General features: G+C 39.9%; 15 protein-coding genes and 1 pseudogene. 2 read left to right on the forward strand and 14 right to left on the reverse strand.

Annotated features, from left to right (window positions below; translation table 11 throughout):
* Positions 1–264: pseudogene (relA, locus tag ATS71_RS18720) on the reverse strand (GTP diphosphokinase); the annotation flags it as partial.
* An 8-nt stretch (positions 265–272) separates the two neighbouring features.
* Positions 273–1,598 (reverse strand): 23S rRNA (uracil(1939)-C(5))-methyltransferase RlmD, encoded by a 1,326-nt coding sequence (gene rlmD, locus ATS71_RS00105; RefSeq protein ID WP_058402982.1) that lies wholly within the window; start codon positions 1,596–1,598, stop codon positions 273–275.
* A gap of 125 nt (positions 1,599–1,723) precedes the next feature.
* On the opposite strand from rlmD, the gene barA reads away from it, so the two are divergent.
* On the forward strand, positions 1,724–4,510 hold the full coding sequence (gene barA, locus ATS71_RS00110) for a two-component sensor histidine kinase BarA (RefSeq protein WP_058402983.1): 2,787 nt from the start codon (positions 1,724–1,726) through the stop codon (positions 4,508–4,510).
* Between the two features lie 75 nt (positions 4,511–4,585).
* On the opposite strand, the gene pdxJ is transcribed toward barA, so the two are convergent.
* The 10 genes from pdxJ to rpoE all read right to left on the reverse strand — a co-directional run bounded on the left by pdxJ (position 4,586) and on the right by rpoE (position 13,265).
* Positions 4,586–5,317, reverse strand: coding sequence for a pyridoxine 5'-phosphate synthase (gene pdxJ / locus ATS71_RS00115; protein WP_058402984.1), 732 nt, complete (start codon positions 5,315–5,317; stop codon positions 4,586–4,588).
* Between the two features lie 22 nt (positions 5,318–5,339).
* Positions 5,340–6,032: a DNA repair protein RecO gene (recO, locus tag ATS71_RS00120; RefSeq protein ID WP_058402985.1), complete on the reverse strand. Its 693-nt coding sequence runs from the start codon at positions 6,030–6,032 to the stop codon at positions 5,340–5,342.
* A gap of 20 nt (positions 6,033–6,052) precedes the next feature.
* Complete coding sequence (gene era / locus ATS71_RS00125) at positions 6,053–6,985, reverse strand: GTPase Era (protein WP_058402986.1); 933 nt, start codon at positions 6,983–6,985, stop codon at positions 6,053–6,055.
* Complete coding sequence (rnc, locus tag ATS71_RS00130) at positions 6,975–7,652, reverse strand: ribonuclease III (protein ID WP_006794149.1); 678 nt, start codon at positions 7,650–7,652, stop codon at positions 6,975–6,977. The genes era and rnc overlap by 11 nt, the downstream gene beginning before the upstream one ends.
* Positions 7,653–7,654: 2 nt before the next feature.
* Positions 7,655–8,590 (reverse strand): signal peptidase I, encoded by a 936-nt coding sequence (gene lepB / locus ATS71_RS00135; RefSeq protein ID WP_058402987.1) that lies wholly within the window; start codon positions 8,588–8,590, stop codon positions 7,655–7,657.
* A 16-nt stretch (positions 8,591–8,606) separates the two neighbouring features.
* Entirely contained in the window at positions 8,607–10,397 is a 1,791-nt protein-coding gene (gene lepA, locus ATS71_RS00140; RefSeq protein ID WP_058402988.1) for a translation elongation factor 4, read from the reverse strand.
* Between the two features lie 249 nt (positions 10,398–10,646).
* Positions 10,647–11,096, reverse strand: a complete 450-nt coding sequence (locus tag ATS71_RS00145; RefSeq protein WP_058402989.1) for a SoxR reducing system RseC family protein — start codon at positions 11,094–11,096, stop codon at positions 10,647–10,649.
* Positions 11,097–11,115: 19 nt separating this feature from the next.
* Positions 11,116–12,066: a MucB/RseB C-terminal domain-containing protein gene (locus tag ATS71_RS00150; RefSeq protein ID WP_058402990.1), complete on the reverse strand. Its 951-nt coding sequence runs from the start codon at positions 12,064–12,066 to the stop codon at positions 11,116–11,118.
* A 4-nt stretch (positions 12,067–12,070) separates the two neighbouring features.
* Positions 12,071–12,682, reverse strand: a complete 612-nt coding sequence (locus ATS71_RS00155) for a sigma-E factor negative regulatory protein (protein WP_058402991.1) — start codon at positions 12,680–12,682, stop codon at positions 12,071–12,073.
* A gap of 1 nt (position 12,683) precedes the next feature.
* On the reverse strand, positions 12,684–13,265 hold the full coding sequence (gene rpoE / locus ATS71_RS00160) for an RNA polymerase sigma factor RpoE (RefSeq protein WP_006794143.1): 582 nt from the start codon (positions 13,263–13,265) through the stop codon (positions 12,684–12,686).
* Positions 13,266–13,511: 246 nt separating this feature from the next.
* Between rpoE and nadB the strand changes: the two genes are divergently transcribed.
* Positions 13,512–15,122: an L-aspartate oxidase gene (gene nadB / locus ATS71_RS00165; RefSeq protein WP_058402992.1), complete on the forward strand. Its 1,611-nt coding sequence runs from the start codon at positions 13,512–13,514 to the stop codon at positions 15,120–15,122.
* Here the strand turns inward: nadB and ATS71_RS00170 are convergent.
* Both ATS71_RS00170 and ATS71_RS00175 read right to left on the reverse strand, forming a co-directional pair.
* On the reverse strand, positions 15,097–15,453 hold the full coding sequence (locus tag ATS71_RS00170; protein WP_058403320.1) for a hypothetical protein: 357 nt from the start codon (positions 15,451–15,453) through the stop codon (positions 15,097–15,099). The genes nadB and ATS71_RS00170 overlap by 26 nt on opposite strands.
* A 55-nt stretch (positions 15,454–15,508) precedes the next feature.
* On the reverse strand, positions 15,509–15,760 hold the full coding sequence (locus ATS71_RS00175) for an FAD assembly factor SdhE (protein ID WP_006794140.1): 252 nt from the start codon (positions 15,758–15,760) through the stop codon (positions 15,509–15,511).
* Positions 15,761–15,893: the final 133 nt, after the last annotated feature.

The following is a 15,893-nucleotide window of genomic DNA, read 5'->3' on the forward strand; positions in this document are numbered from 1 at the left end:
AACGGTTTCAAGGGAGACAACGTCATTTAAAAAATAAGGCGTTAAGTAGGCCGTGGCTAACGATTCGGCATCAAGGTTTAGCTCGACTAAAATTTCTACCATTTCGATGGCTGTATTTTGCCAAGCTTGGTTATCACTTTTAACACAAAGCGCTTGCGCCTTATTAAGCAACTGAATCTTTTCTGTAGACAGATCGAGTGCTTTTAACCGTGTAAAAAGATCACCCGTTTCATCTTGCTGATGTGATTGACGTGTCGCTACCATAATGCGCTTTACCTCCGTTGAAATAACGCCATAGTTTCAATATGCCCAGTATGAGGGAACATATTCATTAGCCCAATTTTGTTGAGCTCAAAGCCTGCTTGCAAAATAATAGCGCTGTCACGGGCTAAGGTAACAGGGTCACAAGAGACGTATAAAATTGTTTTAAATTGCTTTAAAGGTAATTGCTCTAATATAGCCATTGCACCAGTACGTGAAGGATCTAGTACCAACACATCTAGGTTTTTATTAAACCATTGCGCATTTTGTATTTTTTGCGTTAAATCGTAACAATGAAACTGCGCATTACTGATAGAGTTAGTTTGCGCATTTTGCGCGGCCATTGCAACCGCAGAAGCAACCCCTTCTATACCAATTACCGTTTTTGCTTTTTTTGCCAGCACGAGCGAAAAGTTACCAATACCACAAAATAAATCTAATATATTTTCATCGCCACTTAAACCAAGCCAATCTACCGATTGTTTTAACATAGCTTGATTAACTTGCGCATTAACTTGAATAAAATTACCTAAACCGAACTCAAATTTTAGTTTAAATTCATCCAAGTAATAATACGGCATAGTAATATTAGCGTGGTCAATCACTTCGCTTTCGCTTTGCCAAATAACTGAGTATTTGTAAGGCATACAGGCTTTTTTAACCACTGCCTTTACTTCATCATTAATTGCTTTAGTGTGACGAATAACCACAAAGTTATGCGTTTCACTTTGGCATAATTGCAGGTGGCTTATACTGTGTAATGACTTATTGTGATTAATTAATTCATCAAAAAGTGTAAAAACAGCTTCATAGGCATCAGTCAAAACTGCACACTTATTGATACTAACAACATTTTTAGAACCGCTCGCTCTATAACCTATACGCATTTTTTTAGCCGCTTTATCAAACATAACCGCTATTCGTGCACTTCGCCTATAATGTGTTGGTTTACTTAATAATGGAGTTTGCCAGTTTAAATTTGCTTGCTTGGCAAATTTTTCGAAAAGCTGCTCAACCGCGGTTTGCTTTTCAACTACTTGTTGATTCACATCTAAGTGCTGTAATTGACAGCCACCACAGTGATTATAATGCTCACAAAAAGGCGCTACCCTTGCTTTACTTTCTTTAATCACTTTGTGTGTAATAGCATTACTGTAACGCGCTTTATCATCAACAAGCGTTGCTTTTACTTGCTCGCCTGGTAATGCACCTGCAACAAAGCATACTTTATTGTTATATTTTGCTATGCCACGGCCTTGGTGATCCATATTTGTTATATCGAGCACCACTGACTTTTGTTGAAGAGGTTTTTTTTTCGCTTTAAAAATTTGTGCCATGTGGCATTACCTTACATTTATTTAGGTTAAAACTCGTTACTAATCACACCTAGGGGAAGCTTTGAGAATAAGCATCGAAACGTATATACTCAAAACATACTAATAATGATAATAATGCTCCCACTATGACCAAATTAGGCTTACGTGATTCTGTTTTAACTTTGACCCTGATCCCTACGGTGATCATTGGATTGCTGCTTGGTGGTTATTTTACAGTAAATCGTTACATTGAGCTTGATGAAATTTTATATCAACAAGGTGCAACTATTTCAGAGCCCTTAGCTATTGCCCTAGAGCAACCACTTCTTGATAAAAATAAAGTATTACTTAATCGTTTAATCAGTTTTACACATAATCGCCACTCACCGTCTATTAAATCAATTGCTATATTTGACACTAACAACGAGCTGTTGATGACGAGTAATTACCACCGCTCATTTGATGAATTAATTAATCAAACGTCTCTTGAATCACTTAAAGTCACTAAAATAGAATCCTCAAAAGATATCATCACGTTTTATACCCCCATTATTGGGCACTCTTCCCCTAAGACTCAGTGGGATTCTTCTGCTTTTCAAACAACATTGGGCACGGTTATTTTACAGCTAAACAAAGATAAAGCCGTGATTGGTCAACAACGCGCCTTACTTGTTAGTGGCATTGTTATTATTTTATCTTTGGTATTGGCGGCAATTATGGCATTTAAACTTAGCCGTATGTTTATGACCCCTTTGAATAAGTTAGTACTTGCAACCGACAAGCTCGTTGAAGGAAAAAGAAGTACAGGCCTTACCGATACCATGTTAGGTGAATTTGATATTCTTCGTGAAGGGCTAAACACGATAGCCGATACCATGGTGATGCAAAAAGACGAAATGCAAAAAAATATTGACCAAGCAACCAGTGATTACCGTGAAACGCTTGAACAGTATGAAACGCAGAATATTCAGCTCACAATGGCAAAAAAAGAAGCGCAGGATGCTAACCGTGTTAAGTCTGACTTTTTAGCAAAAATGAGTCACGAGTTACGTACGCCACTCAATGGTGTAATGGGGTTTACTCGCCAGCTTTATAAAACACCACTGAACAAGCACCAAAAAGATTACCTCGATACAATCATGTTGTCGGCTAATAGCTTAATGACCATTATCAGCGATATTTTAGATTTTTCTAAACTAGAAGCTGGTGCGATGGAACTTGAGTCTATTCAATTTCAATTGCGCGATGCTGTAAACGAAGTCATGACACTGCTTGCTCCAAGCGCCCATGAAAAACAGCTTGAGCTCTCTATTTATATAAACCCGCAAGTCCCTGACGATTTAACCGGGGATCCCACTCGCTTTAAACAAGTACTTATTAATTTACTAAGTAACGCAATTAAATTTACCGAACAAGGTTCTATAAAAGTAGATATTAGCTACCGCTTACTTGATGAAGAAAGTGCCTCTGTTTTAGTGTCGGTAACAGACACAGGTGTGGGTATACCAATGGATAAACAAGATTCATTGTTTACCCCTTTTGGCCAAGCAGATTCGAGCATTACGCGTAAATTTGGGGGTACCGGCCTCGGCCTGATTATCACCAAACATATTGTTGAAGCGATGAATGGGCGCATATCGTTAAACTCAGCGCCTGGTAACGGAACATGCTTTACATTTAATAGCGTTTTTAGACTCCCTAATCACGTATTTACCAACGATCTGCCAAGCAAATCACTCATTGGTAAACGTATTTTATACTTAGAGCCACACGAGCATACGCATCATGCAGTACTGTCGTTGTTGACAGAGTGGCAAGCAAACGTAACGCCATGCTTTAACGAAGCCAGCTTTTTGTCAGCCATAGAAAATACCCAAACTAAATTTGATATTTGTTTAATTGGCCACATGGCATCGGTTGATCACATGCAATTGTTAAAAGGCTATGTAAAAACAGTAAGAGACTCGACCGATTATTTATATTTAATGCTTAATACCGTTTCACATAATATGCGTGAGGCGTTTATTGGCAGCGGTGCAGATGCCTGTTTAAGTAAGCCGCTTAATCATCGTAAGCTATGCGAGGTGCTTGCTGCGCCATATAGGCTCGATCACCCTGTCCATAATATAGAGCAAAGCGAACAAAAGTTATTGCCACTCAAAGTGTTAGTTGTTGATGATAACGACGCTAATTTAAAACTGATATGTACACTACTTGATGAGCAAGTTGAGGTCATTGATACCGCTCATAATGGTTCACAGGCTTATAGTTTAAGTAAAAGCCATAAGTACGATGTTATTTTTATGGACATTCAAATGCCAATAATGGACGGCATAACCGCGTGTAAACTTATTCAAGAGTCGTCGCTTAATGAAGACACGCCTATTATTGCGGTAACCGCACATGCATTGCATAGCGAAAAAGAACAACTACTGAAAGATGGCTTTAAAGGGTATTTAACCAAACCTATTGACGAAGATACGCTTAAACAAATTATTAGCGACCACAGCCCGCAAACGCCAATAAACCGTGACAAAAGCAAAAATGAAATACCCCAAAGCCCAGCGCCTTTTGAGAGTAACCGAATAGATTGGCCGCTCGCATTACAACGGGCTGGTGGAAAAAACGAATTGGCGCTTGAGATGCTCAATATGCTGCTTTTAAGCGTACCAGAAACGCTGAATTTACTTACTAAAGCTATTGATGATGAAGATTGTGAACAAGTGCTCAGCATTGTGCATAAATTCCATGGTGCGTGCTGCTACACTGGTGTACCAAAATTAAAATCGTTAGCTGAAACTATTGAAACTTCACTTAAAAATGAGTGCGTGCTCGAAAATATAGAGCCTGAACTTTTTGAGCTACAAGATGAGCTTGAAAACCTATTGGTTGACGCAAAAATGAATGGTAAAAATAAAAAAGACGCATTGTAATCGCGTCTTTTTTATTTTTGAATACTGACTCAAAATCAGCTGGTATCAGCTACGTCTTAAAAGTAAAGTTTACTATTAAATACGTGCTTCAAGCATCAAGCGCTTCATATCTCGTACTGCTTTATCTAAGCCGTCAATGGCGGCGCGCGCAATAATAGCGTGGCCTATATTTAACTCATAAATTTCTGGCATTGCGGCTATCGGTTTTACATTATGGTAGTTTAAACCATGCCCTGCATTCACAATTAGGCCTAAACTTGCTGCGTATTGTACACCTTGACGAATGTGCTCAAGCTCTTTACTTAAGTCACTATCGTTTGTAGCATCTGCGTAAGCACCGGTGTGTATTTCAACATAAGGTGCGCCACAGGCTTTTGCAGCATCTAATTGTGCAGTATCCGCGTCAATGAACAATGAGACTTTGATACCTGCATCGGTAAGGGTTTTAGTTGCCGCTTTTATTTTGTCTATGTTACCCGCAACGTCTAAACCGCCTTCTGTAGTTAATTCCTCACGTTTTTCTGGTACCAAACAAACATACTCAGGCATTACCTCAAGAGCAATAGCAATCATTTCATCAGTTACTGCTGTTTCAAGGTTCATACGCGTTTGAATTGTTTTTGCCATTACATATACGTCACGATCTTGAATGTGACGGCGGTCTTCACGTAAATGAATGGTAATGCCATCTGCACCGGCGTGCTCAGCAACGCTGGCTGCATGCGCTGGGTCGGGATAAGTTGTGCCTCGTGCTTGGCGAAGCGTTGCAATATGATCAACGTTTACACCCAAAAGAATATCTTTCATTGTTTTACCTGTAAAATTACGTTTATTGAGAGGCCGTAAATAATTCACGACTTTTTAATGGCTTATTACCTAGTAAAGGTTTTAGTAAATAGCGACTTAACTGTTTTGCCATATATAACACATCTTTTCGACTAAAGTCATGATTTGCTATTGCTTGGAGCTGTTCACCGCTAAAGCCAGAGCGGGTATCTTCTTGAATAACAAACCCAAGCTCAGGAAAATAACTATACGTAAGCGCTTCATCTATTGGCTCACCATTGGTATCAAAACTAAAATCAACACCGTAACCCAATAATTCGAGTAATTGAAATTCGTAAGAACGCAAAACAGATTGCAAATCAGCACCACTGTTTAAGTTTTCTAAATGAGATTTATAAAGCTCATAAGCTAGTTCTATTGGCTCATTAACAGGCACTATTCTGTTTGTTAACTCGTTTAAATAAAACCCACAATAAAGCTCATCACCTGATAGAAAAAGTGGTGCGCCGTGCAGCTCAAATTTATTAATGTATTTTAAATCGTACTTACCACTGTAGTGAACAAGTAGAGGTTGAAAAGGCTGTAATTGCGCTTTGTGTTTAGTGGCCTGGCGGCCACTAATTCTTGCGATCATTCTAAGCTGACCGACTCCTTCTACTAGCATATCAAGCATTACTTGTGAGTCACTATAAGGACGTCGGTGTAATAAATATGCGGTATAGAAGTCACTATCCATAAAGTAGGCTACTTACTGTATTAGTCTTCACCGTAGCCTAGGCTTCTAAGGGCACGTTCATCATCAGCCCAACCAGATTTAACCTTTACCCAAAGCTCTAAAAATACTTTATTATCGAGCATTTCTTCTAGATCTTTTCGAGCTTCACGGCCAATCACTTTTAGCTTTTCGCCTTTGTTGCCAATAACCATGCGCTTTTGTGTTTCACGTTCAACTAAAATTAACCCGTTGATATGCCAAACACCGTTTTCTTGCCATTTAAACTGCTCTATTTCAACAGTGACCGAGTAAGGTAGTTCTTCACCCATAAAACGCATTAGCTTTTCACGGATCACTTCGGCAGCCATAAAACGCATCGAGCGATCGGTTACGTAGTCATCTGGAAAATAAAACTCACATGGCGGAAGACGCTTTGTTACTTCATCTTTAATAAGGTCGATATTTTTACCTTGCTTTGCCGAAACCGGCATAATGCTTACAAAGTCAAACTTATCGCCTAATAACTTCATATGAGGAAGCACTAAATCACGGTCTTTTACTTGGTCAATTTTATTAATGACCAACATCACTGGTTTACCGCTTTGCGATACTTTATTTAGTACCATTTCATCATCAGCAGTCCAGTGCGTTCCTTCAACCACGAAGATAATCAGTTCTACGTCACCAATTGAACTAGACGCAGCACGGTTCATTAAACGATTAATTGCGCGCTTTTCTTCTATGTGAAGTCCCGGCGTATCAACATAGACAGCTTGATACTTACCTTCTGTATGAATACCCATAATACGGTGGCGCGTTGTTTGCGGCTTACGAGAGGTAATACTTACTTTTTGCTCAATAATCTCATTGAGTAAAGTCGATTTACCTACGTTAGGACGTCCTACAATGGCAATCATGCCACAAAATGTATCAACATCGCCTTCATGAGGTTGTATTAGGGTATCAAGATTCATTTTTAATTATCTTCAATGCTTTTTCAGCAGCTTTTTGTTCAGCCTTACGGCGTGAGCTACCAACAGAAATTATGCTATCCATTCCATCAACAATACATTCAACCGTGAATGTTTGATTGTGCGCTTGGCCTTTTGTATCAACCACAGTGTAACCTGGTAAAGGCAGTTTGCGACCTTGTAGATGCTCTTGCAGCAGGGTCTTCGGATCTTTTTGGTTAAGCCCTGGTGAAATAGCATCTAAGCGTGATTCGTACCACGATAAAATAAGCTCGCTGCATCGCTCAATACCTGAATCTAAAAACGCAGCACCAATGATGGCTTCTACTGCATCGGCAAGTGTTGATTCGCGGCGGAACCCACCACTTTTTAGCTCACCGGGACCTAAACGTAAGTAATCACCTAAACCAAATTCAACACCAAACTCAGCAAGTGTTTGACCACGTACCAGTGTTGAACGCATGCGGCTTAAGTCGCCTTCTCGTGCCTTTGGAAATTTGGCATAAAGTGCATTGGCAATAACAAAACTCAAAATTGAGTCGCCTAAAAACTCTAAGCGCTCATTATGTTGACCTTTGTGGCTACGGTGTGTCATTGCCTGTTCAAGTAAACCTTGATCAGAAAACTCGTAGCCGATTTTGTTGTATAACTCTGTTACATTTTTTTTCATTGTTACTGAATATTACCTAGGCGTTCAAAGCGAACACCAGTTGGAACCCATCCTGGTAAAACATCATCAGGGCCATTCTCAAATTCAAAACTCATCCATATAAAGACAGCTTTCCCCACCAAGTTTTCTTTTGGTACAAATCCCCAAAATCGACCATCTTCACTATTATCTCGGTTGTCACCCATCATAAAATAGTGGTCTGCGGGTACAACCCACTCATCGGTGCGAGTACCAGCTTGTCTGAAGTAGCGACCTTTTTTCTCTGGAACCTCAGGGTAAATTAAAATATCGTGACCATCTTCTGTGAGCGATTCATTTATTCGAACCGATTCCATGCCTTTTAGCATAAATTCGCCTCTATCTTTCACTTCCATGTCAATCTTGTTGTACTCACCACATTGTAAGTTACTGCGGCTTACTTCACCTTCAGCACACTTTGGCTGAATGTATAGGTGTTTATCGCGGTATACAACCTTATCGCCAGGTAGCCCTATTGTTCTTTTAATGTAGTCAATTGTTTCATTACCAGGAAACTTAAAAACAACAATATCACCACGTTCAGGCTCGTCCATCTCAACTAATTGAGTGCGCCAAACAGGGTCTTTTATACCGTATGAATACTTTTGTACTAAAATAAAATCGCCCACCAATAGTGTTGGCATCATCGAACCTGACGGAATTTGAAAAGGTTCAAATATAAACGATCTGAAAATAGTAATAGCAGCAATCATCGGAAAAATCGATTTTGCAGTTTCAGTTAATACTGGCTCTGGTGCAATTAATGCTGCTGTTTCATCATCTAACTTTGCGCCAGCAGACGTTTGCGCTAACTCTAAACGCTCTTGCCTTTTTGGTGCATACAGTAAGTGGTCTATTAACCATATTAAGCCTGAGCCTAAGGTTAACAGCACCAATAAAATTGAAAAGTAACCAGCCATTTATAATCCTTTGTTGTTATTTGCCAACTTTCAGAATAGCTAAAAACGCCTCTTGAGGTACTTCAACATTACCTACTTGTTTCATGCGTTTTTTACCATCTTTTTGTTTTTTGAGTAGCTTTTTCTTACGACTCACATCACCACCGTAACATTTAGCAATTACGTTTTTACGTAGTTGTTTTACAGTTGTACGCGCAATAACATGCTGACCAATCGCGGCTTGAATTGCGATATCAAACATTTGACGCGGAATAAGCTCTTTAAGCGCATCAGCAAGCTGACGACCACGTGATTGCGCACTGTCTCTGTGTGCAATAATTGCTAGCGCATCAACACGTTCACCATTAATTAAAATGTCAACGCGAACCATGTCTGATGTTTGAAAGTGCTTAAAGTTATAATCAAGTGATGCAAAACCACGGCTAGTAGATTTAAGCTTATCAAAGAAATCCATTACCACTTCAGCCATTGGTAACTCATACGTTACTGCAACTTGCTTACCATGATAAGTCATTTTAGTTTGACTACCGCGCTTTTCTATACATAGAGTAATGACATTACCTAAGTATTCTTGCGGCACTAATATATTTGCCTCAACAATCGGCTCACGAATTTCTACAATGTCATTAACTGCAGGTAAATCAGACGGATTATCGATTTGGAAAGTGCGCTCGTCTTTCGTTACTATTTCGTAAATTACCGTTGGAGCAGTTGTAATCAAGTCAATATCGTATTCACGCTCTAAACGCTCTTGAATAATTTCCATATGGAGCATACCCAAAAAGCCACAACGAAAACCAAAGCCAAGCGCCGTTGAGTTTTCTGGCTCAAAGAATAACGACGCATCGTTCAAGCTTAGCTTGTTAAGGGCATCGCGGAATGATTCATACTCGTCAGACGCAATTGGGAACATACCTGCATAAACTTGCGGCTTAATTTTTTGAAAGCCAGGTAAACGCTGTGGCGCTGCGTTTCTTTGATGCGTAATCGTATCACCAACTGGTGCACCGTGAATTTCTTTAATGCCCGCAATAACAAAGCCTACTTCACCGGTACGTAAAACCCCTGTATTGGTTTGCTTAGGTGTAAATATACCCACTTGATCGGCTGTATGAATGTGCTCGTTAGACATGATTTTAATTTTGTCGCCCGTACGTAGCTCACCGTGCTTAATGCGCACAAGCGATACAACACCTTGGTATGGGTCAAACCATGAATCAATAATTAGCGCTTGAAGAGGCTCGTCTTTTTCGCCGACTGGTGGCGGAATGTCCTTAACGATCATTTCGAGCACTTCGGCAATACCAACCCCGGTTTTAGCACTACACTGAACAGCGTCTAGGGCATCAATACCAATAATTTCTTCAATTTCTTCAGCAACACGCAGTGGATCTGCTTGCGGTAAATCAATTTTGTTTAATACTGGAATTACTTCCAAGTCCATTTCTATCGCGGTGTAACAGTTTGCTAAAGTTTGCGCTTCAACGCCTTGTCCTGCATCAACAACTAATAATGCGCCTTCACATGCAGCTAAAGAACGCGATACTTCATAGGTAAAGTCAACGTGTCCTGGTGTATCAATGAAATTAAGTTGGTATGTTTCGCCGTCATTTGCTTTGTAGTTCAACGTTACACTTTGCGCTTTAATGGTAATACCACGTTCGCGCTCAATATCCATTGAATCTAAAACTTGTTTTTGCATTTCACGGTCGGTTAAACCGCCACAAACTTGAATCAAACGATCTGAAAGGGTCGATTTACCGTGGTCAATATGGGCGATTATCGAAAAATTACGGATATGCTTCATAAACTGAGTTCAATACTTCTTAATTAAAGGACTAAATATGGATACCTAAGTGACTTGCAAATACTTGCTTTAGCATGTTTTTGTTAATTAATTTAACAACATACATAATGACGAAAAATGATATAAACAATCAATAACTGATAACACAACAACTGCACTGGTTAACTTTTATTACACTGCTTTAAATCACGACTTCCTGTATTTCCAAGTTACTTGGGTATAAAGCGCCAATTTTACATTTAATTGGCGTCAATCACCATCTATTTGAGTTAAAGGGATACTAATTGGATGAATTTTTACTACTTTTATATCGTGTCTCAGCGATTTAACCCGTGTTTTAGCAATATAAAACCCCAAAAGCCCCCCCAAAACAGCTGCTAGTATTTGCCAACCTTCGCCCATTATTAATAACTCAGACGTTACAAGTGCAAAAATAAGACTTAAAAACAGCGGCAACATATAAACAGCAAACGCATGTTTTACCATATGGCTATCATCAAGGGATAAAGTGACCTTCTGCCCTATTTCGACAGGAGACTCAAATTTATAAGGAAGTGTTTTTTTTGCAGTACCAAATAATTTACTAAATACCTGAGAGCCACAACGACCGTTGCAGCCAGCGCAAGCTTGCTTTTGCTCGGCTTCTAAATGCGCTGTGTGGCCACTAAGGGCCACGACAGTAAGAGTTTGTTCAATCATAACAATCCTTGCGAATCGTTTATAATGCGCGCGTAACAGATTCGGCTATAGCCTTAGCGGTTAAACTTGGCACATTACCAACAACCGATACATCAAAATTACCGCCATTATGCACATAAACCGTAGTGGCGCCAGAGGTGAGTGCACCACTTAAGCGCTTGCCTGGTAGTGGTCGCTGAATAAACACGGATATCTCAACAAACCCATCTGAATAAAGGTAGTAATCCGTTAACTCATTGTTTAAATCGAGTTTATGCCTGTCAGACTTAAGTAATTCAAAACCAGCTGGTAACCAGCTTATCTCCCAATTAGTTGAAGAACTATCAACTCCTTCCAATTCGTTTTCAGGTAGTGGTGTAGGGAAGTTTCGATTTAATACTTCAAGTAGCATTGGTGCTGGTTGCTCAGTCACACTAATATGGGTTAACTGAAGCTGTTCAAGTGCTTCACCCTGATGGTTAACATACGCAGCTTTTAATAGCAGCGCAGACTCCATATCAAGCCAAATCCAGTAGTTATACTTGTGCTCGTCTTTTGACTCTATGCGCACTAACTGCGCTGCCCTACCTGCAATACGGCCTTTTCCGCCTAATACAAAATCATAGTGTTCACTTAATTGCTGTATATCTTTAAAAAGAACTTCAGGGATAGGGCCTGCAATTGAATCTGTTTTAAGCGAGTAAGGCTCAGACTGTGGCTCAAAATAAGTTACCTGGTCGTTAACTCTAATCATTTCAAGGCCAGCGCCATTGAGCAAACTTAAGTGTTCGAGCTCGGTTTCACCTTGTTTGGCGTGCACCCATCGGTAGGGTTCCATTGATTTACCTTTAACAACAACAAATGAGGCGTCAAAGTTACGATTATGGACAGCATTGGCCATTTCTAATAATAGCGTTTTGGCAGGGTTTGTGTCGTTGGCAACGGCAGTAAAGCTTAGTACCAACGACAGAACAAAAGTAATTACTTTCATTTAATTAGTTTTTTTCCTCTTGCGCTTTTGTTTCATTTTGCGCTGTTTGAAGAGAGTTAGCAACACGTGCTTGACGCTGATGCTCTAACACTAACGCACCAATGCGTTGTTGTTGTAAATCACGCAAACCTTGCTCTGCGTTTTCAAGGGCTGGCGCTGATGAGTAGCTCACTGGTGACGCCATGCCTGTTAACGGTGTGGTTTGAAGTAATGGAATTTCATTTTGCTGTGGATCACTTTGCGGCAAAGTACTCACTCCCACAATCGCAAACATTGCCACGCTTGCAGCTATTGCAAGCTGCGCAACAGGTTTACGCCAGTTAAATGACACTACGTTATTTTGTTCTTTTTTATCAGCTACTTGAGATTGTCCTTTTGACTGAGTAAAGTCAGCGTAAACAGGCTCGCTTTCTAGTGCTAATGCAACGCGTTCGCTAATATCAATATGGATGTCGTGGTTATTTTTTTGAGCACGCATTGCATCACCAATTAACGCATAACGACCAAACGTAGAAACATCTTGCTCTGCAATTTTTGCATCAGCTAGGTGCTGCTCGCCATCAAGTAATGCAGATAACGATTCGTTATCTAACTTGTTAAGGTGTGCTTTTGTCATACTAAGACTCGCCTATTAATGGGTTTAATTTGTTATCAATTGCTTCACGGGCACGAAATATACGCGAACGTACTGTACCTACAGGGCAATCCATTACCACAGCTATTTCCTCATAGCTCATACCCTCAATTTCTCTGAGAGTTATTGCGGTTTTAAGGTCTTCAGGCAAACTATCAATTGTATTAAAAATTACAGCGCGAACCTCTTCACTTAATAAAAGGTTCTCAGGTGATGCGTTTGAACGCATGGAGTCACCACAATCATAAAATTCAGCTTCTTCGGCGTCAATATCATTGGCTGGCGGCTTACGCCCCTGTGCAACTAGATAATTTTTAGCACAATTAACGGCAATACGGTATAACCAAGTATAGAAAGCGCTATCGCCTCTAAAGTTGGGAAGTGCACGGTAAGCTTTTATAAAAGCCTCTTGCGCTACATCAGCAATATCACCTTGGTTTGATACATAACGAGAGATCAAACCTGCAATCTTGTTTTGATACTTCTTTACTAATAGATTGAAGGCATTTTTATCGCCCTGCTGCACTCTTCTTACTAGCACTAAATCCAATTCCTGCTCGCTCATTCGAGCCGGTACTCCTATGTCTGATTTTTGCTTGTTATTCATATTATCGCCATTGTTCACAAATACTCTGACCCCGACATGAATAAAAAGTTCTGCTTAATATTATTTTTATATAAAATAGTTCATAAATAACGGCGCTAAGCCATTAAAATCACTACGTAGTGGTATGGCAAATATGATACAACTACGGATATTAAAAACAAATACTGCTTTATTTAAGCATTGTAACCGCAAAGTACCCCTGACATGAACCAAAATAAACATCACATCGCAGATGTCGCTATTATCGGAAGCGGCGCGGCTGGCTTATCTCTTGCCTTATCTTTAGCTAATTATTGTAACGTGACCGTTATTAGTAAAGGTGCGCTTACCGAAGGCTCTACACTTTATGCACAAGGTGGCATAGCCGCAGTATTTGATAAACAAAATGACAGTATTGAATCGCATGTTGAAGATACCCTCGATGCTGGCGGCGGCCTATGTGACCGTAAAGCAGTTCATTATACAGCAAGTAATGCACACGATTGCCTACAATGGCTAATTGACCAAGGCGTGCCTTTTGACATGGAGTTTGACAGCAAAGGCAAAGAACGTTTTCACTTAACGCGAGAAGGCGGACATAGCCATCGTCGAATTTTACATGCCGCCGATGCTACAGGTAAAGCCGTTCAAACAACGTTAATAAGCCAAGTAAAATTACATAAAAATATCACCCTACTTGAGCAATATAATGCAATTGATTTAATCACTGATAAAAATACAGGCCGAACAGGTACACACGTAGAGGGTATGTATGTGTGGAACAAAAAAGCTAAAAAAGTCGAAACTATATCAGCTAAATTTGTAGCGCTTGCCACCGGTGGAGCTAGTAAGGTGTACTTATATACATCTAACCCTGATGTATCGAGCGGTGACGGTATTGCGATGGCTTGGCGAGCTGGCTGTAAAGTGGCTAATATGGAGTTTAACCAATTTCACCCCACCAGCTTATATCATCCAGAATTACAAAACTTTTTAATTACCGAAGCAATGCGCGGTGAAGGCGCTTATTTAAAACGCCCCGACGGCACCCGCTTTATGAAAGACTTTGACGAGCGCGAAGAGTTAGCTCCTCGTGACATAGTGGCTCGTGCAATTGATTTTGAAATGAAACGCTTAGGTGCAAATTGTGTTTATTTAGATATTAGCCACAAAGATAAAGAGTTTATTATTGAGCACTTCCCTACCATTTATGCAAAATGCTTAAGTGTTGGGTTAGATATTACAAAAGAAGCGATTCCGGTTGTCCCTGCCGCACACTATACTTGCGGTGGTGTAATGACCGACTTCAACGGTAAAACAGATTTAGATAATCTTTATGCCGTGGGTGAAGTTGCCTACACCGGTTTACACGGTGCAAACCGAATGGCAAGCAACTCATTGTTAGAATGCATAGTGTTTGCCCACGCCGCAGCAAAAGATATTTTAAGCAAAATTGAACATGCGCCAGAGCCAATGACCTTGCCACAATGGGATGAAAGCCGCGTAACTAACTCTGACGAAGAAATTGTCATCACTCATAATTGGCATGAGCTACGTCTGTTTATGTGGGATTATGTTGGTATTGTTCGTTCAACTAAACGCTTAGAGCGCGCATTGCATCGCGTTGAGCTGCTGCAACAAGAAATACACGATTATTATGCTAACTTTAGAGTAAGTAACAACTTGCTAGAACTACGTAATTTAGTACAAGTGGCAGAGTTAATAATTAGAAGTGCCATGCAAAGAAAAGAAAGTAGAGGGCTTCATTACACAATTGATTACCCTGATCAAAACGAAAACCCAACTCCCACTATTTTGACTCCTGAGCGCCATTAACAGCGCTCAAAACAGCTCGTTTTAATCGGGCATAGCTTTGCTTATCAACACCATTGGCTGAAATAATAAGCCAATGGTTGTTACTAAATCCTTTTATGAATAGCCACACACTGCCCGTGAACACTCTGCTTTTGGTACTTATTTGCCCTTCTACTTTATAAGCGTGATTTTCGAATCTAAACAAGTTGGGCTCCAAAATAATCACGCCCATGAGCGGTTGGCATACAGTTATTTTACGCCCTACTAAAACCCCAGCGATTAGATTGGCAATAACACAAATTATAATAGACAGGACAGAACTTAAAAATAAGCACATTATTAATGTAAGCACACAAAAAAAGACCACAATGGGTTTGTGGTCTGCTTTATTATTTTTTACTGTGAACCTATACACGAACTCTGTTTAATATAAGTTGAACCATGCTATTTAGTTGCTCGTCTTTACATTTTTCATGCCCCATAAACCATGCAAATAAATCAGGGTCTTCTTGTGTTAACAAGCGCTGAAATATAGCTTGTTGCTCTGCATTTAAAGAATCGTATGCTTCTTCTACAAACGGCATAAACAAAACATCTAGCTCTAACATGCCACGACGACAAGCCCAACGAATACGTGCTTTACTATGAATTTCAACCATTTTAAACCTCATACTGAATTGACTCGAGTTTAACAAACACAAGCCGGTTTAGCAGCTATTAATCAACTATAAAATAAATACCCCCCTGCGGGTGCTTGTCTGTACCATACGTAACAACTGCGTTATTATGTCA

The sequence above is a fragment of the Pseudoalteromonas sp. H71 genome (assembly GCF_001468485.1).
In the GTDB taxonomy this organism is placed as follows: domain Bacteria; phylum Pseudomonadota; class Gammaproteobacteria; order Enterobacterales; family Alteromonadaceae; genus Pseudoalteromonas.